At 35.4% G+C, this 19,371-nt stretch carries 15 protein-coding genes; 5 read left to right on the forward strand and 10 right to left on the reverse strand.

Features of this window, described 5'->3' with window-relative positions:
* Positions 1 to 63: 63 nt before the first annotated feature.
* The 3 genes from BKP35_RS01170 to BKP35_RS01180 all read right to left on the reverse strand — a co-directional run bounded on the left by BKP35_RS01170 (position 64) and on the right by BKP35_RS01180 (position 4,617).
* Positions 64 to 1,854: an ABC transporter ATP-binding protein gene (locus tag BKP35_RS01170; protein WP_071311559.1), complete on the reverse strand. Its 1,791-nt coding sequence runs from the start codon at positions 1,852 to 1,854 to the stop codon at positions 64 to 66.
* Positions 1,847 to 3,577, reverse strand: a complete 1,731-nt coding sequence (locus BKP35_RS01175) for an ABC transporter ATP-binding protein (protein WP_071311560.1) — start codon at positions 3,575 to 3,577, stop codon at positions 1,847 to 1,849. The genes BKP35_RS01170 and BKP35_RS01175 overlap by 8 nt, the downstream gene beginning before the upstream one ends.
* A 353-nt stretch (positions 3,578 to 3,930) precedes the next feature.
* The gene (locus BKP35_RS01180) at positions 3,931 to 4,617 is read right to left on the reverse strand and encodes a hypothetical protein (protein ID WP_071311561.1); all 687 of its coding nucleotides are present in this window, start codon (positions 4,615 to 4,617) and stop codon (positions 3,931 to 3,933) included.
* Positions 4,618 to 5,038: 421 nt separating this feature from the next.
* Between BKP35_RS01180 and BKP35_RS01185 the strand changes: the two genes are divergently transcribed.
* The 4 genes from BKP35_RS01185 to BKP35_RS01200 all read left to right on the forward strand — a co-directional run bounded on the left by BKP35_RS01185 (position 5,039) and on the right by BKP35_RS01200 (position 7,862).
* Complete coding sequence (locus BKP35_RS01185; protein ID WP_071311562.1) at positions 5,039 to 6,358, forward strand: DUF2254 domain-containing protein; 1,320 nt, start codon at positions 5,039 to 5,041, stop codon at positions 6,356 to 6,358.
* A 29-nt stretch (positions 6,359 to 6,387) separates the two neighbouring features.
* A complete protein-coding gene (locus tag BKP35_RS01190; RefSeq protein WP_071311563.1) occupies positions 6,388 to 7,221 on the forward strand; it encodes a deoxyribonuclease IV in 834 nt (277 codons plus the stop codon).
* A 140-nt stretch (positions 7,222 to 7,361) separates the two neighbouring features.
* Positions 7,362 to 7,580 carry a DUF1450 domain-containing protein gene (locus BKP35_RS01195; RefSeq protein WP_071311564.1) on the forward strand — a complete coding sequence of 73 codons (219 nt, stop codon included), beginning with the start codon at positions 7,362 to 7,364 and terminating at the stop codon, positions 7,578 to 7,580.
* Between the two features lie 72 nt (positions 7,581 to 7,652).
* A complete protein-coding gene (locus BKP35_RS01200; RefSeq protein ID WP_071311565.1) occupies positions 7,653 to 7,862 on the forward strand; it encodes a hypothetical protein in 210 nt (69 codons plus the stop codon).
* Positions 7,863 to 8,352: 490 nt separating this feature from the next.
* Here BKP35_RS01200 and BKP35_RS01205 read toward each other — a convergent pair whose 3' ends face one another.
* The 5 genes from BKP35_RS01205 to BKP35_RS01225 form a co-directional block, all read right to left on the reverse strand.
* Positions 8,353 to 9,027, reverse strand: a complete 675-nt coding sequence (locus tag BKP35_RS01205; protein WP_071311566.1) for a TVP38/TMEM64 family protein — start codon at positions 9,025 to 9,027, stop codon at positions 8,353 to 8,355.
* A gap of 220 nt (positions 9,028 to 9,247) precedes the next feature.
* Positions 9,248 to 10,489 carry a YibE/F family protein gene (locus tag BKP35_RS01210; RefSeq protein WP_071311567.1) on the reverse strand — a complete coding sequence of 414 codons (1,242 nt, stop codon included), beginning with the start codon at positions 10,487 to 10,489 and terminating at the stop codon, positions 9,248 to 9,250.
* A 167-nt stretch (positions 10,490 to 10,656) separates the two neighbouring features.
* Positions 10,657 to 13,122, reverse strand: coding sequence for a heavy metal translocating P-type ATPase (locus tag BKP35_RS01215; protein WP_071311568.1), 2,466 nt, complete (start codon positions 13,120 to 13,122; stop codon positions 10,657 to 10,659).
* Positions 13,123 to 13,328: 206 nt separating this feature from the next.
* Positions 13,329 to 14,345, reverse strand: a complete 1,017-nt coding sequence (locus tag BKP35_RS01220) for a methyl-accepting chemotaxis protein (protein WP_169819113.1) — start codon at positions 14,343 to 14,345, stop codon at positions 13,329 to 13,331.
* Positions 14,346 to 14,525: 180 nt separating this feature from the next.
* Complete coding sequence (locus tag BKP35_RS01225) at positions 14,526 to 15,992, reverse strand: YncE family protein (protein WP_071311570.1); 1,467 nt, start codon at positions 15,990 to 15,992, stop codon at positions 14,526 to 14,528.
* Positions 15,993 to 16,473: 481 nt separating this feature from the next.
* Here BKP35_RS01225 and BKP35_RS01230 point away from each other — a divergent pair, with 481 nt between their 5' ends.
* A complete protein-coding gene (locus BKP35_RS01230) occupies positions 16,474 to 17,082 on the forward strand; it encodes a hypothetical protein (RefSeq protein WP_071311571.1) in 609 nt (202 codons plus the stop codon).
* 130 nt (positions 17,083 to 17,212) lie between these two features.
* Here the strand turns inward: BKP35_RS01230 and BKP35_RS01235 are convergent, their stop codons facing one another.
* On the reverse strand, positions 17,213 to 18,595 hold the full coding sequence (locus BKP35_RS01235; RefSeq protein ID WP_071311572.1) for a sensor histidine kinase: 1,383 nt from the start codon (positions 18,593 to 18,595) through the stop codon (positions 17,213 to 17,215).
* Positions 18,573 to 19,283 carry a response regulator transcription factor gene (locus tag BKP35_RS01240; protein ID WP_071311573.1) on the reverse strand — a complete coding sequence of 237 codons (711 nt, stop codon included), beginning with the start codon at positions 19,281 to 19,283 and terminating at the stop codon, positions 18,573 to 18,575. Before BKP35_RS01240 ends, BKP35_RS01235 begins: the two co-directional genes overlap by 23 nt.
* Positions 19,284 to 19,371: the final 88 nt, after the last annotated feature.

Below are 19,371 nucleotides of genomic sequence, written 5' to 3' on the forward strand. Positions count from 1 at the left end.
ACTTTATGCTGTAATGTGAAAGAAAACCAAAGGCTCACATTACAAAAACCTAGGTTTTCTTAATTACACAACGTCATTTTTTAAGTGCCCGTTGTAAAGCTCATAATAAAAGCCTTTTTGTTTTAATAACGATTGGTGATCTCCTTTTTCAAGCACCTGTCCGTCATTTAAAACGATAATTTGATCTGCTTGTTGAATCGTATTAAGTCGATGAGCAATAACAAAGCTCGTTCTCCCTGACATTAACCTTGATAACGCCTCTTGTATTTTGATTTCTGTTACTGTATCAATACTACTCGTAGCCTCATCTAATATTAAAATTTTCGGTCGAGCCAAAATCGCTCTAGAAATCGAAAGAAGTTGCTTTTGACCTTGACTAATGCCACCGCCTTCTTGCGTTAACACTGTATCAAACCCGTTCGGAAACTTCTTAATAAAAGAATAAGCATTTGCTAATTTTGCTGCTTCAATCACTTCCTCATCTGAGGCATCGAGTTTACCGTAACGAATATTTTCGCGAATCGTCCCTTGAAAAAGAAATGGATCTTGCAAAACAAAGCCCATATGCTGCCTTAAACTTTCCCTAGTAACGCTTGAAATATCATTACCATCAATCAAAATAGATCCCTTATCACAGTCATAAAAGCGGCTAAGCAAATTAATGATCGTCGTTTTCCCTGCACCGGTCGGTCCAACGAGAGCAACCGTTTCTCCAGCATTTGCTCGAAATGAAACATCGAAAATCGTCTGACCATCTTCATTTTCATCATAAGAAAACGAAACATTCCGAAAGTCGACATTACCTTTAACCGTTGGTAACTCCATATGATCCTTGGCCTCTTTTTCTTTTTCCTCGTCCAACACATCAAAAACTCGCTCAGCTCCAGCAACTGCCGAAAGAAGTGTATTATATTGATTTGCTAAGTCATTTAATGGACGCGTAAACTGCCTCGAGTATTGAGTAAACGTTACAATGATACCGATAGAAACAAGATCGTATAAAGCAAGAACCCCACCTGCCAGTGCGATAATCGCAAAACTTAAATTGTTCAACACATTCATCAACTTCGGAATAAACCCCGAGTAGGCCTGTGCCCAATAACCTGACGTTTTCAGGCGCTCATTTTTTTCATTAAACTCTTTGATAACTTTTTCTTCTTGTGAAAATGTTTTAACGACACTTTGTCCTGAGACTGTTTCTTCAATATATCCATTTAGGTCCCCTAAATTTCGCTGTTGCTCACGAAAAAACTTCCTCGTTCTCGTCGTAATCCATTTCATCCCGAAATAAAGAAGAGGAATAACGGTTAACGTAATCAATGTTAATAAAGGACTTAGATAAATCATAAAAGCTACAGTACCGACAAGTGTAAGCACACTTGAAAAAATTTGAATAACTGAAGTATTCAATGTCCTACTTACATTTTCAATATCATTTGTCAGTCGGCTCATTAGTTCGCCGTGCTGCTTTCGATCAAAAAAACTAATCGGTAAGCGGTGGAGATGTCTAAACAAATGTCGCCGCAACGAGTATACCGTATTTTGAGCAATGCCGATCATCAAATAATTTTGTAACCATATCGCAAGCGAATTAACGACATAAATAATTCCAAGAAAAATAAGTAACCATAGCAACCCTTCTGTATTTCTTAATACGATATAATCGTCTACAGCGACCCCGATTAAATACGGTCCTAATAGCGTCAATATAACACTTATTGTAATTAAAAATAAAATAAAGGTAAGTAAGCCTTTTTGTTCTGCTAAATAAAGCCAAATTCTTTTCACCGTTCCCCAAATATTTTTCGTTTTCGGTGGAGGTCCACCTGATGCGGAATGCGGATGTTTAGCCATGGCCTACTACCTCCTCATGATGCTGTGAAGCATAAATCTTTTGATATAAAGGGCTTTTTTTCATTAAATCATTATGTTTTCCATTTGCAACGATCATACCATCTTCTAAAAGTAAAATATTATCAGCAACCATCACTGTACTGATTTTTTGCGTAATAATAAACGTCGTGCATGATTGTTTTTTAATCGCTTCCAATATTTTCGCTTCCGTTTGTAAATCTAACGCACTCGTACTGTCGTCTAATAATAATATTTTCGGTTTTCTAATAAGTGCTCTGGCAATCGATAAGCGTTGTTTTTGACCTCCAGAAAGATTGACTCCTCTTTGACCTAGAATTGTTTCATATTGTTGTGGTAAGTTTACAATCGTCTCATGAATTTGTGCTGCTTTTGCAGCTTCTACAATTTCATCCATCGTTGCATTTTCTTTTCCCCAACAAATATTTTCTTTCACTGTTCCTGAAAAAAGACGTGCTTCTTGTGGTACATAACCAATTTGCTTTCGTAAAAATTCAAGCTTCATCGTCTTCACATTTTGATGATCAAGATAAATAGCACCACTATTTACATCATACAAACGTGGTATCAACTGAAATAGTGACGACTTTCCTGAGCCTGTTGCACCTAAAATAGCGACCGTTTCTGACGCCCTCACATCAAAACTAATCTCTTTTAACACTTTTTCGTCGGTATTAGGGTATTTAAATGACACTTGATCAAACTGAATATTCCCACGAACTGTAGATTCCTTTAGTAATGACCCTTCTCCATCAGTAAGATCGACCTCAACGTCTAACACTTCAGAAATCCGCGCTGACGATGCTTTTGCTCTTGCAAATCCCATTAAAATAAAGGAAAAAACAGAAAAAGCGAACATAATTCTTGTCGCATAGTTAATTAAAGCGACAATTTCCCCTACATTAGCTTGATTGGCATTCACTTGAGCACTTCCAAACCATAAAATCACTAAAATACTTAAATTCATTACAAGTAACAGTACTGGCATCGTTAATTCAATTAACCTAAGTGCCGTAACCGTTTCATCTTTTAATTCATGATTTGTTTTCGCAAACCGTTCTTGCTCATGTTTTTTTCGTAGAAAAGCTTTAATTAAACGCATCCCAGATAAGTTTTCACGCATGACGCTATTGACTGCATCTAACTTTTCTTGAACCGCGCGGAAAAGCTTCACACCTTTGGACATTAACCACACCATAAATAGCAGTAACAATGGCATAGCGACAACTAAAATTAGAGCTAATCGCCAATTAACGATTAAAGCCATAACGACCCCACCGATGACGAGTAGCGGTGCTCTAGCAGCAATTCTTAACGCCATAAATACTAATACTTGAATTTGTGTCACATCATTCGTTAATCTCGTAATTAATGAAGATGTAGGAAAACGGTTTAAATTAGCAAAAGAAAATGATTGCACTTTATCAAATAAGCTTTTTCGAACGTCATATCCAAAACTTTGACTAACATGTGCTGAATAAAATGAATTTATAATTCCTGCTGCAAACCCTACTAAAGACAACCCGACCATTATACCACCCCAAATAAGGACGACAGAAAGGTCATTTTTCAAAATTCCTTCATCAATAATTTTAGCAATAAAGAGCGGAGATAGAAGTTCAACAAATAACTCAACAAACATTAGCAAGAGCGCAATATAAATTGGCTTTTTATAAGATTTCAAAAACGATAGTACTTTTAACATATACGTCCCCCAGTTTATACGTTGCTGACCAATCAAATTATGTATAAAAATCATTGTATTTAGTGTAAATCGAAAGGTGAAAATATTCAATTAATATAGTTTTTAATTTTGAGTTTTGAGTTATTGTGGGTAATGCTGCGAAGCATCTGGAGGAAGTTCGTTAGTAAAAGTAGCAATGATAAACATTCAACTGTAAATTCCAACTTCTCTTTTGCTTTTACGGCGTAAGTTCTTCATTATATTCCTATTTGAAAAAAGCCTCCTTGAACAGAGGCTTCTTTAAATCATCATTGAATTCACTCTCACAACTAATAACTCAAAACTCTTCACTCAACACTCTTCCCTCACAACTTTTAAGACGGATCAAACCCTTCCATTACGTCCATATTTCCTTCAATTAGTTCGATAATAGCTCCTGCTTCTTCTTTACTAAAAATGAAGTTCGTTTCATCTTCAATCGTTCCATCATCTTCAGTAAAAATTCGGTTCACTCGATGCAAGATGCCATCACCTGTTTCTTTTAAAACACCAAATTTGTATGTCACTTCAACCTCATCTAGGTAAGAATAAGCTAAAACTTCAGGAGTCGTCCACTCGACATCGACAACGACATCATACGCCCCTCCGTCTACGTAAGCTTCGTCAACCTCACCATCTTCATCATAGGTTTCTTCACTCTCATCTATATGATCTTCGAAGAATTCATCTTCATCAACCTCTTCAACTTCTGTGTCCATGAAGTTGTGAAAAGATTCGTGAACAGCATCTAGAATTTCTTCAATATCGGGAAGAATTTGCCGATATGTATCTCCAGCGGTAAAATCAAATTCCTCCATATAAAATTCTTCATTATGTGGATCAAAAAATAAAGTACAGAAATCTTCTCGTTCATCACCTTCATACTCGACAAAAAATTCTAGTTTCGGGTGCTTTGCTGCTCTGTCAATTCTCATATGACCTAGTTCATCATAATCTTCGCAAATTGACTCTAAAGAATCTTGCATTTCACTACATACTCGATCAAACCATTCTAATGACATCAGTACATCCCACCTTTTTAAAGTTTACATACTTATTATGCCTTGATTAGCAACAGTTGTTCATTCCACATATATCCAATTTTTATAGTATTCAAAATGTCGGGAGCTTTCCTTTTTCATACAACACTGTCACCACCTAAATTGTAAAAGGAGAGCGATTTCCTTCTCTTCGCTGTAAACCTCTATCTAGTTTTAGAGGCTCGTTCAGGAAAGTCCCCCTCCTTTTTTCATACAAAACCAACATGACGTCATTAAATCACTTTCAATTTTGTAAAAAACGAGCCTTTCTTTCCAACTATCCCCTAACCAACAAACTAACAAACCAACTAGCCAACTAACCATCTTACATAAAATACCTGCTCTTACTTAAAACTATACCTACATAAGAAAGGAAGAAAGAAAGAAAGGAAGGAGTTTGCGGATGTCATCAAAAAGGTTGCTCATCAATATTCGTTCGAGTTTTTGGTATATTCCTTCGCTATATGGGATTATCTCAATTTTTCTTGCTCTTGCTAGCCTTAGATTGGATTACTATGTGACAGATTCTGATATTTCGAATCTTATTCCAGCAATTTTTCTTACTGACATCGATTTAGCCCGTACGATCTTAAGTACGATTTCAGCTTCACTCCTAACGATGACGACGATTACGTTTTCGACGATTTTAGTCGTGTTAACTACTTTCCTATCTGAGTTTTCACCTAGAACATTGCAAAACTTTATTACCGACCATAGTACTCAGCGTGTATTAGGCGTTTTTGTTGGTGGTTTCACCTACTCTATTCTTTTATTACTTTTTTTAAGAGATGATCTTTCAACAACGTTTATCGTACCGAGTTTTGCAGTTCTATTAGCAATTTTTTGCCTGATTATGTTCGTTTTTTTTATCAACCACGTATCGAAGTGGATGCAAGTGAGTAATTTAATTCACAATATTACGTTAAAAATCATGAAACGTATCGATCAAAAGTTTGAAGATAAAAATAAAGTTCACGAAGATGCGCCATGGGAAGATTGGGAAAGCGATGAACTAACTCATCTCAATCCAAAAAAAATGAAACTAAACACTTCTGGCTATATTAAACATATTGATTTATACGGAATCATTAAACAAGCAACAATAGATGATTACATTATAAAAATTGAAAAAAAAGTTGGTGAATACGTAGACCAGGATAGTGACATTCTCTCGATTTGGGCTATAGGAGGCCACCATAGTATCGATCATTACGAAAAGTATATTTCAGTAGCTAAAGAAAAAGCTCCTGTCGATGATATAGAGTTCGGGTTAACTAAAATTGTTGAAATTGCACTTAGAGCCTTATCCCCAGGTGTGAACGATCCGAATACCGCGATTAATTGTATCGAAAACTTAGGAAAGATCTTAACTAAACTCGGCCAAAAACATTTACCAAGATCTTATCATAATGATGCTAATCGAAATTTACGTGTCATCTTCGAACACCCTTGTTTTTACGATTACTTATTTAAATGCTTTTACCAAATTCGTAAGTACGGCTTTGATGACATTTCAGTCCTTCAATCAGCGTTAAAAGCTTTTACTTTAATTTGCGAACGGAACTCAAAACAGATTAAAGATACGATCTGGGAATTTACTGAACATATTATTGAAGGAATTGACCCGAAAGATTTACTTACCCTAGACAAAAAATACATTAACGACGAACTACAGCGACTCGCCAAAGCCTCCAACAAAAAGAATGAGTATAAACCAATGTAGTTCGTTTTGCAGACAAAGTAGGTGAAATGATGTACATCGGTTGCCATGTGAGTATTAGAAACGGTTACGACCAAGCTGCGAAAACGGCACATGCCCTTGGTGCTAATGCTTTTCAATACTTCCCGAAAAATCCAAGAAGTATTTCAATTAAAGATTTTGATAAAAAGACAGCATCACTTTGCAAACAATTTTGCCAATTGAATGAACTTGTTTCTGTCGCGCACACACCTTATCCTACAAAGCTCATTTCGGAAAATCGTGACCTAGAAAAACAAATCATTTCTTCACTTTTAAATGATTTAGAAATTGCCGAGGCTTGTGGCTCGCTTGGCGTTGTTGTACATTTCGGTTCAATGAAAAGTGGTGACCCTCTCGAAGGTTATAAAAAGATGATTTCCTTATTAAATTCAGTGTTACATAAATGGAGTGGAAATGCGCTAATACTTATTGAAAACAATGCTGGTGCAGGAACTAATATGGGGACTACATTAGAGGAAATGGTACAAATTCGAAAACTAACAGATGCACCAGAAAAGATCGGTTTCTGCTTTGATACATGCCATTCGTTCGCTAGCGGGTTATGGGATGGAGACAATTGGGATAGTCTAGTCGAAAAAGGATTAGAACTCGGGTATTTTCAACATTTAAAAGTCATTCATTTAAATAATTCAAAATATGCAAGCGGAAAAAGAAAAGATCGTCACGCTAACTTATTGAACGGCTATATAACTAAAACACAATTAGAGCAATTTATACACTCCTCAGTTGTCAACAATGTCCCTCTTATTTTAGAGACACCTATTGATGAGGCGAAGCACTCACATAAGGATGAAATACAGCTTGTCAAACAGTGGCTAAATTAATTTTTCTTATCACTGGAACTAGTCACATTTTATTCAAAAAGTCACATGACAATATGTGAGAATTTACACACGTAAACTTTATAAATTTTGATATAATTATAGTAATGATAATCATTTTCATTAACGAAGGGGATAGACACATGGAAAAAATATATTTTTGTAAAGAAAATAAATTTAAATCTAAAAAAGTTTATAAGAAACTTAAGTCCCTTGATCTCAATATTAAAGTTAAACTAAAAGGTTGTATCGGAAAATGTAAAACGTGCAAACATAGCCCTTTTTCAGTCGTTGACGGAAACGTATTAAAATGTGAAACTTCGAAAGAGTTGTACAAGGAAATTTACAAAAAAGTTAATTAATAAACAAAATTATACCTAACGTTTCATTAGTTCAGATGAAGTTTTATCAAAAGCGTTGAGAGGTGATATTTCATGGAACCAGCTATTTTAGTTCACATAATACTTGGAAGTACGCTATCTTTATTAATTATATTAACCATATATTATATCCTGCGAATGCTATTATCTTCGCAAGAACAAAAAGCTAATTTTAAAGCAAAATTTAAACGTTTCGGAATTTTAACCGTTGTTGTTTATGTTGTATACATGGGGTGGGTATTTATTAAAAATAATTTTATTTAAGTAAAACTTCATGACGGTAACCGTCCCCACTAATATGGAAAAGAACGAGCAATTCCCTTCTCTTCGCTGTAAACTTCTAGCGAATTTTAGAGGCTCGTTCACGAAATTACTCGTTCTTTTTTCATACAAAACCGCAATGGCGGATATCCCGCCACCATCTAATATGAAAAGACGGGTGCTTTCCCTCACTTCACCTTGAACTTCTAACGAAGCTACTGACCTCAATCACATCATGGAATTCAACTTAGAATTAACTTCATGCTGCTTTGCGACGAGGAAGCCTACTTCAAAGCTATACTGGTAGACGCAGGAGCACTCTCAGACGTTGGTTCGCAAAATCACCCGCCTTTTTTCATACAAAATCTTCATGACGACACACCACTACGGACCTAACTAACAAACCACTAACCAACTAACCAACTTCCATACAAAAAAAGCTTAAGAGATTTTCGTCTCCAAGCTCTTTTTTTAGTATAAAATTTTCGTACATCTATAAAAACTGTGTAAACCTTAATGCATTTGACTTTTTCTTCTTTTTATATTTCATATAAATAAAGGATACAACAAACGCAATTGCAATGATTAGAAAAATCATCAATTGATCAAATGTTCCATTTATAATCCCTAACGGAACAAGAGATAAAACGCTAAAGTAAATAAGGTTACCTATACTCGTAGCTAAAATAAAATCTTTAAATTTTATCGAGCTTACCCCGCTGACCATATTAATAATACTTGTCGGGGCAACCGGAACAACTCTTGCAAACAATACGTACATAAACCCATTTTTTTCAGCTTTTTCTTTAATATTGACACTAACTTTTTTCTCTAAAAAATCTTTAAAGCAATAGCGAATACTAACAAAGACGATAGCTGCAGCTACGACACTAAAAATCCAACTCCAAATGACTCCGTAGAAAAAACCAAAAAACGCAATGTTTTTCGTTAAAATTAGAATTAACGGAAAAATAGTTAATGTATTTTGAATCAGTATGACGATAAATGTTACTAACAACAATAAAGGTAATTGATCACTAACTGTATTATATAAATGATCCAATTCGCCTGCTCTCAGTGTATAAAACAGTTCTGAATTTATGAGAAAATATATAGTAACTAATAAAATAGTAAGGAATAAAATAATTTTTACCCAACCTTTAATCAAATTCACCTTCTTTCATTTTCCTCATTCTAACAAGGAAATATGAACAAAGTATGAATATCAGCTTTTTCCTTTGCTCATTTAATGAATTTCATAATCAATTTTATCGCCATTAAGTAACAATATGAAGTTGCGTTATACCGCTGGCAACTTCATATAGTATGATATAGCTCCATTTAGGCAATTATGAAATTCACTCCATTGTTAACTTTTTCTCGTATCCTTAAATGATTTCCTTTTGTTGCCTTCGTTTTCTCGTAGACTTTATAAAGAAAGCCCCGACAAAAGCAGTAATTGGAATTGACAAAATTAAACCGATACTACCAGCAACCGTCCTTAATATTTCTACGACTAAAAACTCCATATGAATCAGCTCAGAGAACGTATTTTCATAGGCGTATAAAAGCATTAATAAAGGTAGTGCTGCACCTACGTAGGCAAGTATTAACGTATTGGCCATCGTTCCCATAATATCTTTTCCAACATTCATGCCTGACTGAAACAATTGTTTCGCTTTAATTGTTGGATCTGCTTTTTTTACTTCATCCATCGATGAAGCTATGGAAATCGCAACATCCATTACGGCACCTAAGGCACCAATAATAATACCTGCAAGCAACAAACCTTGAAAATCTATATTAACTTCATTATGAAAAAGTTGCAACATTCTTTCCTCTTCACCATGAAAACCTGTTAGTTTCATAGCATTTGAGAAAATGATTGATATGATCGCCGCTGAAGCCAAACCACCAACGGTTCCAGCAAGAGCTGCTAACGTTTTCCTTGAAAAACCACTTACAGTAACAAATGTAACAGCTGTAACTATCGCACCAGTTACAATAGCTAACAACACCGGATGGTAACCAGCAAAAAGATAAGGCACCATAAATTTAAAAATAATAAACAAGGTAAATCCTAAAGTTAAAATAGATTTGAAGCCTTGTTTTTGCCCAAAGATCACTAATAGAGCAATAAAAATACCAACTAGTAGTATCGTAGAACGATCTCTTTTATAATCCGTAATATCTGCAGCTATTACGAGACCATCTTCAAACTGGATTTGAACAAATACCCGATCATTTTCTTTGAGCTGAAAATTTCCATACCCTCTACCATCTCCAGGGTAATTATAACTTTCAGCAACAATGACATCACCTTTGTACTCTCCAGAGGTTATTTTTAATTTAACAACATGGTGCTCCATTTCGACTCCACTAAAGGGGTCCATATCAGTGTTTCTTTCTAAAATTTCTAATACTTTCCCTTCCGTAGTTACCATTTCATAGGAACTATCATATTGAGAGTTATCTTGGTCTGACCACTCATCCCATTCAGTTTCATCTAGTTGATTTAACGGTGAATCATATGTATCATGTTCACCACCAAAAGAAGTAGCTTGTACAATAAAAGAGGGAAAAGACAGAATGAATAGTAACAACGAGAGACTTATAATCGTTTTTTTCATCAATAACTACCCTTTCTTTTTAAAAACTAGACTTATAGTGAAAGTCTTCAGGCGTTTGATATCCTTAAAAGAAAAGTGCCAGCCACATCAATAATAACTATAAACCATGGACAGCCATTAATAGATATAGTTTTTTATTGAGGTAACTGACACTTATGACAGTCTTATTATATCGTTTTAAACTTTCGTAATCTTAGTGTATTTAATACAACCGATACGGAACTAAATGCCATCGCCGCCCCTGCTAACATTGGGTTTAATAGGAGCCCAAAGACTGGGAACAGTAAACCTGCAGCTACTGGAATTAAAACAATGTTATAACCGAATGCCCATCCAAGGTTTTGCCAAATCATTCTCATTGTCGCTTTTGACAAACGTAAAGCTGTTACGACACTCATAATGTCTCCACGCATTAACGTGATATTCGCAGTTTCCATCGCTACATCAGTACCTGTACCGATCGCTATCCCAACATCCGATTGTGCTAAGGCTGGTGCATCATTAATACCGTCCCCAACCATCGCTACGACTTTACCTTCGTCTTGAAGTACTTTTACTTCTTTTGCTTTATCTTCAGGTAACACCTCAGCAATAAAGCGATCAATTCCCGCTTGTCTAGCAATCGCTTCAGCAGTTTTGTAGTGATCTCCGGTAATCATTACTACTTCTAAGCCCATCTTTTTCATTTCACTTACTGCTTTTATTGAATCTTTTTTCAATGTATCTGCAACGGCAATAACTCCAGCGCAAACACCATTTTCAGCCACATACATCGGCGTTTTTCCTTCATGAGCTAGTTTTTCTGCTTCTGCTTTAATATTTTCGATTTCTACGTTCTTTTCTTTCATTAATTTTAAATTACCAATTAAGATTTCTTTTCCATCGTATGTTGCTTCAATCCCGTGACCTACAATCGCCTGGAAGTTTTCTGGTTCGAATAATTGAAGCCCGCGATCTTTTGCAGCATTTACAATTGCTTCACCAAGTGGATGTTCAGAAGCTGTTTCAATGGAAGCGGCAATCGTCAATAGTTCATCTTCTGATAGTGTAGTTGAAGTAACCACAACATCAGTTAATACAGGCTTACCTTCTGTGATCGTTCCTGTTTTATCTAAAACGACTGTATTTGTTTTATGAGCTTTTTCTAAACTAGCAGCATCTTTAATAAGGACACCGTTTTCAGCACCTTTTTCAGTCCCAACCATGATTGCCGTTGGTGTTGCTAACCCTAGAGCACACGGACAAGCGATAATTAACACGGCAATAAACGTTGATAACGCGAATATAAGTGATGGGTCTGGACCGATGAAATACCAAACGAGTGCTGATAATGACGCAATAAACACAACTACCGGCACGAAATATGCTGAAACAACGTCAACAATTCTTTGGATCGGTGCTTTTGATCCTTGCGCTTCATTCACCATGCGAATAATTTGCGCAAGTGCTGTTTCTTTCCCAACCTTTGTTGCACGGAATGTAAAACTACCTGATTTATTAATCGTTGCACCGATAACTTCATCACCAGCTGACTTTTCAATTGGGATGGATTCACCAGTTAACATCGATTCGTCTACGGAAGAATTTCCTTTAATAACAACACCATCAACAGGTACTCTTTCACCAGGTCTTACTGTAATTTCATCGTCAAGCATTACTTCATCAATTGGAATTTCCATTTCTTGGCCATTTCTAACCACACGAGCTGTTTTTGCTTGTAAGCTCATTAATTTTTTTATCGCATTCGAAGTTTTCCCTTTTGCTTTTGCTTCAAAGTATCTTCCTAATAAAATTAATGTCGTAATAACTGTCGTCACATCATAGTAAAGTTCATTCGGAAAACCCATATTCGTTAACGTCACTGGGAACAAGGTAAGCGCTCCACTATAGAGCCAAGCACTTGTCGTACCCATAGCAACTAAAACGTTCATATCTGCTGATTTATTTTTTAAGATTTTATAACTGTTACGGTAAAATCTCCAACCAGGTACTAATTGAACATAAGTCGTTAATAGTAACAGAACATATGGGTTAGATAAATAGCTTGGTACCCATTCTCCCCAACCGTGCATCATATGAGGGATACTACCAATTAAAACGATCGTCGTTACAATGGCAGCGTACGTAAAGTCCTTTTTTAATTTAATTCTTTCTTTCTCTTGATCATCAGCAGTTGTATCTTCACTAACTTCATCAAGTAGTGCACCTTCATAGCCTAACTTGGTTACAGCATCAATAACTTTTTGTGTTTGAAAGCTACTGTCTTTCACTGTCACTTGAGCTTGATGTGAAGCTAAGTTGACTGTAACACTTTCGACACCATCTACTTTTGAAAGTACTTTTTCAACTCTACCTACACAAGAAGCACAAGACATCCCTTTCACTGAAAAAAGATACTTTTTTTCAGGGGTATCTGATTTTAACTTTGCTTCAAATCCTATTTTTGTAATAGCAGCTACTACTTGCTCATCTTTCACCGTTGTTGGATCATACTTCACTTGAGCTTGGTTCGTTGCTAAGTTTACACTAACAGATTCAACGCCATCTACTTTTTTCACTACTTTTTCGACACGATTCACGCAAGATGCACACGTCATGCCGATGACGTCAAATGTTTTTGTTTCTATGCTCATTATTAAGTCCTCCCGTCATTTTGATAGGGTATTTTAATTTTAATCATATTTCACCTTTTTAAAATATGCTTTTCAATAACCTAAACTCATTATACTACTATGGGGTATAAATTGCATTATAAATTTTTTCTATCAAGAAACGATGAAGTTTTCTTGTGAAATTTTGAAATTCGGTTACAAATTTCGCACTATAGGACTTCAATTTTTCAACTTACCTTAAATTGATTGATTTCATCATCTAATTCATTAGACATTTCTTTAAGAGTGTTTGCGAACTTTAAAACCTCATCTAAAGATTGTAATTGTTCTTCTGTAGCTGCTGCCACCTCCTGGAACTTTGCACAAGAAGTCTTTGTCGTTGAATCTACCTTTTCTAAGCTATAAGACACGTTGACTGACGTTTCAGCTACAGACTCTAAAAACTGTGACACTGAGTTTATTTTTTTTGATACTTCCCGTGTCCGATTTAAAATGGAATGAAATCCTTGACTACCTTTATCGATAATCTCAGTCCCTTTACTAACTTCATTAGTCACTTGCTCCATTGCTTTCCGAGATTGTACACTTCCTAATTGAATTTCTGAAGTTATTTTTGTTATATTTTTTGCATAGCTATCGGTCTGCTCAGCTAGTTTTCTTACTTCATTTGCAACAACCGAGAAACCTTGTCCAGCATTCCCAGCTCTAGCAGCTTCGATTGAAGCATTTAAAGCTAATAAGTTAGTTTGTGAAGCCAGATGAGCGATTGCATCTGTAATTTTACCAACTTCTTCATTTTTTGTACTCAAATTTTCAACTTCTTCTCTTGATGAATTAACTACTTCACTAATTGAATTCATTTGTTGTTTTGCTTGTTTTATTAATTGTTCACCATTCAAAGCTTCTTTTATTGCATTTTCTGAAAGTCCTTTGACCATTTTTGAGTAGTTTTCAATTTCTTTAATTTCACTCGACATTTCATTCAAACTATCCAGGCTCTTTTCATTTCCTTTTATTAACCCGTTCGTTTCCTCAGAAACCTCTTGGATAGAAGATGTGATTTTTTTTGAAAAACTGAGAACATCGTTAATATTTTTATGTAAATGACCGGAGGAACGAAGCACATGTTTACTTGAATTCGTCGACTGTGAGACTAACTTCTTTAAATTATGGTTCATTAAACTTACCGAAGTTGAAAGTTGACCAATTTCGTCTTTCGTTAAAGCACATGACAAACTTTTCAACTTATAAAAAACTATGTAGATTTGATGTTATTTGATTGCAATATAGACGGATGTTAAATACATCCGTCTATATTGCAGTGCCTAAAGATGTCAGATCTTTTAGTTTTGAACAGACCCGTCCAACTTTTCCCTATCTTTTTTATTGTTATATGTGAAATGATCTAAGGTAACTAATTTTTTCTAATTCAACTTCAATTCTACTACTTCATCTATAATAAATGGTTCAAATTTTAGTAATAACTCTGTGTCTGTACTTTTTAACAATGGCGCTTTATCTATAGTTTTCTCAAATAGAGCTAAAAATAGCGGATGATGAGAGTCGTTACTTACAACGATCCAGTGCTCGGGTCTAACTTCAGCTCCTAAATTATTCGTTAGCACTACTCTTTCTTCAAAGGGGATTGATAAGAGATCACCTGAATGAGTAGTCATACCAATGTTTACAGCAAAATAATTAAACGGATCAACATCAATATCGCTTATCGTATAAAGCATATGTTCACTATTATAAGGTGACAAAAAGCCTGCTTCTATACCGACACCTTCTGCACCAGATTCACCATTTATTGCATACCTCATTTTTAATGAGGCGTCCCAAACTTCACTTTCTTCACTCTCTTTCGCACTTTCTTCATCATTTATAATTTCCATACCCTTTAATGTCATCTCATGTGGTTCGTTTCCTAGTTCAAGGTCTTTAATCACTTCATATTTTCTTGTATTGATAACAGCTAATGAATTGGAATCGCGATGAGTAACAAAAGCCAAGTCACCATCTGGAGAAAAAGATATATGATTTGCATATGATCCCGTTTCGATCGTAGTTACTATTGTAAACGTCTCAATATCTACGACTGAAACATCATTTGAATGATTGTTAGCCGTCCAAACTTGGGAACCATCCGGAGATACGGTTACGCCGTGAACCCCCTCACCGACTTCGATCTCTTTTACAACCTCAAATGTGATCATATCGATGACTGATAAACTATTAGAATTCACATTTGCTGCAAAAGCATAATCAAAATTAGGACTAACTGCTACTTCATTAGGAACATCCCCTACAGGGATCGTCGCTAACACTTGATAACTATAAGCATCAATGACACTCACCGTATTTGCATTTACATTCGTCACCCAAACTTGAGAGCCATCCGTTGTCACACTAACATGCGCTGGCCCATCGTCTGTCTCAATCACCGCAACTTCATCAAATGTAGTTGTGTCAACGACTGAAATGACACCACCTTCTTCACCAAGGCCAGCCATTAATGAGACGTATAAATATTTTCCAGATGGATGAATATCAATCCCATGAATACCTTCATTAAAATTTAACTCATTAATTACTTCTTTTGTGTCTACATGATATGCTTGTAAGCTTTTTCCTTGAAAACCAGTTCCATAATAAACGACTAATTCATCAGGTGAAATTGCAATTCCATGGGACAATTGTTCAGTATTTAAGCTTATAGATTGAACTGGGGAACTGTCTTGCAAATTTATTTGCGAAATTGTACCATCACCTGCATTAGCAACATAAAAAACTGGCGCCGTTAAAGCGTTATTATTGTTTATTGAAAAAAATAGCCCCCCACCTATTAAAATGATCACTAATCCAAAGATCGCTATACCCTTGTACTTCATCACATAACTTCCTCCCTTATGTTTGTATTCTTCATTATGTTAATTACTTCACTCATGAATAAAACTACACGACAAATATGGAGAAATAGTAAAGAAAAGCCGTCAACTTATGAAGAAAATATAAAGAAAATATGAAAAAATACTCAATCTCAAATAAATAAGTATCGTTTGATGGACAGCCTCATATCTATTTAGTAGTTAGTTGGTTTGTTGGTTAGTTGGTTTGTGGTTTGTGGTTTGTGGTTTGTGGTTAGGACCCACGCCCGAATTTTCATGTTAGATGGTGGCGGCAAGAATGCTACCATGAGGGTTTTGTATGAAAAAAGGCGGGTGCTTTTGCGAACGAACGTCTGAGATTCGTTAGAAGGTCAAGATGAAGTGAGGGAAAGCACCCGCCTTTTCCTTATTATATGGTGACGGTTACCGTCATGCTAGTTTTGTATGAAAGTTACTAGATTTTATTAAAGAAAGGAGTTTTATTATGGTATCAGTTTATTTATTACTTTTCGTTTACGTTTTTATCATTCTCTGGATTTTTAGTTTCATCTTTTTATATAGGAAGCAAATTACCTGTATGGCCGGGATGATGATAGCGATGACGATTGGCATGGGTTTAGGATTAACAATAGGTACACTACTTGGCTTACTATATCCTGATCAATTTTTTCAAATGACTGTTGTTGGTATATTAATCGGTGGCGTTCTTGGAGTCATTGCAGGGTTACCATTTAGTATCATGGCAGTTTTAGATGGGTTCCTCTCTGGAGCAATGGGGGGAATGATGGGAGCAATGCTAGGTGTGATGATTACTACTGAAGCTATTAATGCTACATTTAATGTCATGGTCATACTGAGTGGGGGTATCTTATTTATTTTATTTTTAATGATCCAATCAGAGGTGAAATTTAAAGAAAATGATTGGAAAAATAAATTGTTTTTTCATCGATTACCTCTTTTTTTAGTGATCCTCTTTGCGTTTTATTTAACACACCATTTTTCAATTACGACGACAAATAACGAGATCGAACATTACGAACATACTAACGAAAGCACCGATAAAGATTTACATGAAGATCGTCATGATCATTGAACAAACATATTTGAAAAAAAGTGTCAGTCACCGGAAATAATAAAATATAGTCGGGTATACATTGTACAACTATATTTAAGACTATTTTAGGTGAACTGACACTTATTGGATAACCGTATTCATATATAAGTTAATCTTGCCGTTCAACCGGTAACTTTACGACAACTTTTGTTCCTTTATTTTGCTCACTTTCAATCATTATTTCACCGCTATGTGCATCAACTAAAGATTTAGCAATCGAAAGACCAATACCTACACCACCTGTTTTTCGATTGCGTGATTTTTCACCACGATAAAATCTCTCAAAAATATGCGGTAAGTCATCCGCCGAAATTCCTTGACCGTTATCTTCTACGCTAAAATATATAAACTGTTGATCTTTTGAGCATTTAACTGATACCACTCCACCATCATTCGTATATTTTAGAGCGTTATTGAGTAAGTTCATCATTATTTGAATGAAGCGATCACGGTCTGCAAAAAAACGGTCCGAAGACAAAGTTTCCTCAACCGTAAAAGTAATTTCTTTTTCCGCAAAAAGTGGCTGAAATGTAGTTCGTAGCGATTTAAGCACTTCTTTTGCACTAAGCTGTGTTATATTCAATTGAATTTGTGGGTTTTCAGCTGCTAACAGTTTTTCTAAATCATCTACTAATCTAACTAAACGCATTAACTCGGCGTGCCCTTGCTTTAATCTGTCAGGAGTAGGTTCCCACACTCCATCCAAGAAAGCTTCAATTTGACTACGTAATGTAGCAAGAGGAGTTCGTAACTCATGGGCTAGATCATTCGTAAATTGTTTTCGTAAACGCTCTTGTTTCCCTAGAGTTTCGGCTAGTTCGTTAAAAGACTTCGCTAAATGTTGAATTTCTTCTACTTGCTTCACTTCTGGAACTCGAACGTCTAAGTTGTGATTTTGAAGTTCGCGTGTCGCACTAGATACTTGACGTAATCCAATTGTTAGCTTTTTTGATATTAAAAGACTTACAACAATCGATATTAATATCATTGATACTGCAGCTACAATAATATACTTATTAAACTGTTCCAAGAACTGCGAATCGATATTTACATATTCTAAAGGGTAATAAACGATTAATGTACCAATATCTTTTCCATCAATAACAACCTGATACAACTCACTTTCAAGGGTGTCTAAACTAGGCATCTCCATCCTTTGGCGCCCCATCATACCTGGCATCATATTATAATGCCTCGTTGAATCAAAAATGAGCCTATCTTCCGGGTCAACAAATCGATAAAACAAATGATCAACAACGCCTTGATGATGAAAGATAGCACTCATCGTCTTACCAGTAATTTTACCGTGTACTCGATATTCTTGCTCTAATCCATCCATAACACTTTCTACTTGTTCCAACCTTTTCGTATCTAAATAATCTCGAAAGCTTCCAAAAAAGCCGAGTTGAATCGCCGAACTAACAACTATAATTCCTGATAATGAAATGAGTAGAAAAAAGAACGTCAATCTACCTTGAAGCGTTCGAAACATCTAATTTACCCCCAAATTTGTAGCCCATACCAAATACAGTGATTATATAATCTGGCTTTTTAGAGTCTCGTTCTACTTTTTTTCGCAAATTTTTAATATGGACATCAATACTACGTTCATAACCTTCATAGCTTTCATTTTGAACTTTTTCTAATAAATCAAGTCTACTATAAACCCTACCTGGGTATTGTGCCATTCCTACTAATAATTTAAATTCTATCGGTGTTAACGTGACATTTTCTCCCCGTACTATAATTTCTTTTCTTAATGTATCAATAACTAAATCGTTATTATTAAATGATAATACTTCCTTCGTACTTGACTGTTGCGTCCTACGTAATATCGCCTGCACTCTTACGACGACTTCACGAGGGCTAAATGGTTTTGTTAAGTAATCATCAGCACCAATGACAATGCCATTGATCCGATCATCTTCTGAAGTTTTGGCAGTTAACATCATAATCGGCACATCACTTTTTTCACGAACCCACTTACAAATTTCTTCCCCTGAAAAATCTGGAAGCATTAAATCAAGAATAAGAAAGTCTGGTTTAATTTCATCTATTTTTCTTAACGCTTCGGATCCAGTTTCAGCAGAATAAACATCATAACCTTCTTTTTGCAGATATGCTTTAATCACATCAATAATCATTGGTTCATCGTCAACAACCATAATTTTTAGAGACATTTCTATCACTCCCTATATATCATGAAAAAAGTATAGCATAAAATTTGCTATATTCATTATTCTTCATGACAACTCTATATTTTCTTCA

This window comes from Anaerobacillus arseniciselenatis, from assembly GCF_001865995.1.
GTDB lineage: Bacteria > Bacillota > Bacilli > Bacillales > Anaerobacillaceae > Anaerobacillus > Anaerobacillus arseniciselenatis.

Coding starts and splice junctions, on each gene's coding strand:
- BKP35_RS01230 (WP_071311571.1), top strand. CDS start 16,474: ATGGTATCAGTTTATTTATTACTTTTCGTTTACGTTTTTATCATTCTC.
- BKP35_RS01175 (WP_071311560.1), bottom strand. CDS start 3,577: ATGTTAAAAGTACTATCGTTTTTGAAATCTTATAAAAAGCCAATTTAT.
- BKP35_RS01190 (WP_071311563.1), top strand. CDS start 6,388: ATGTACATCGGTTGCCATGTGAGTATTAGAAACGGTTACGACCAAGCT.
- BKP35_RS01200 (WP_071311565.1), top strand. CDS start 7,653: ATGGAACCAGCTATTTTAGTTCACATAATACTTGGAAGTACGCTATCT.
- BKP35_RS01210 (WP_071311567.1), bottom strand. CDS start 10,489: ATGAAAAAAACGATTATAAGTCTCTCGTTGTTACTATTCATTCTGTCT.
- BKP35_RS01215 (WP_071311568.1), bottom strand. CDS start 13,122: ATGAGCATAGAAACAAAAACATTTGACGTCATCGGCATGACGTGTGCA.
- BKP35_RS01225 (WP_071311570.1), bottom strand. CDS start 15,992: ATGAAGTACAAGGGTATAGCGATCTTTGGATTAGTGATCATTTTAATA.
- BKP35_RS01235 (WP_071311572.1), bottom strand. CDS start 18,595: ATGTTTCGAACGCTTCAAGGTAGATTGACGTTCTTTTTTCTACTCATT.
- BKP35_RS01185 (WP_071311562.1), top strand. CDS start 5,039: ATGTCATCAAAAAGGTTGCTCATCAATATTCGTTCGAGTTTTTGGTAT.
- BKP35_RS01180 (WP_071311561.1), bottom strand. CDS start 4,617: ATGTCATTAGAATGGTTTGATCGAGTATGTAGTGAAATGCAAGATTCT.
- BKP35_RS01170 (WP_071311559.1), bottom strand. CDS start 1,854: ATGGCTAAACATCCGCATTCCGCATCAGGTGGACCTCCACCGAAAACG.
- BKP35_RS01240 (WP_071311573.1), bottom strand. CDS start 19,283: ATGTCTCTAAAAATTATGGTTGTTGACGATGAACCAATGATTATTGAT.
- BKP35_RS01195 (WP_071311564.1), top strand. CDS start 7,362: ATGGAAAAAATATATTTTTGTAAAGAAAATAAATTTAAATCTAAAAAA.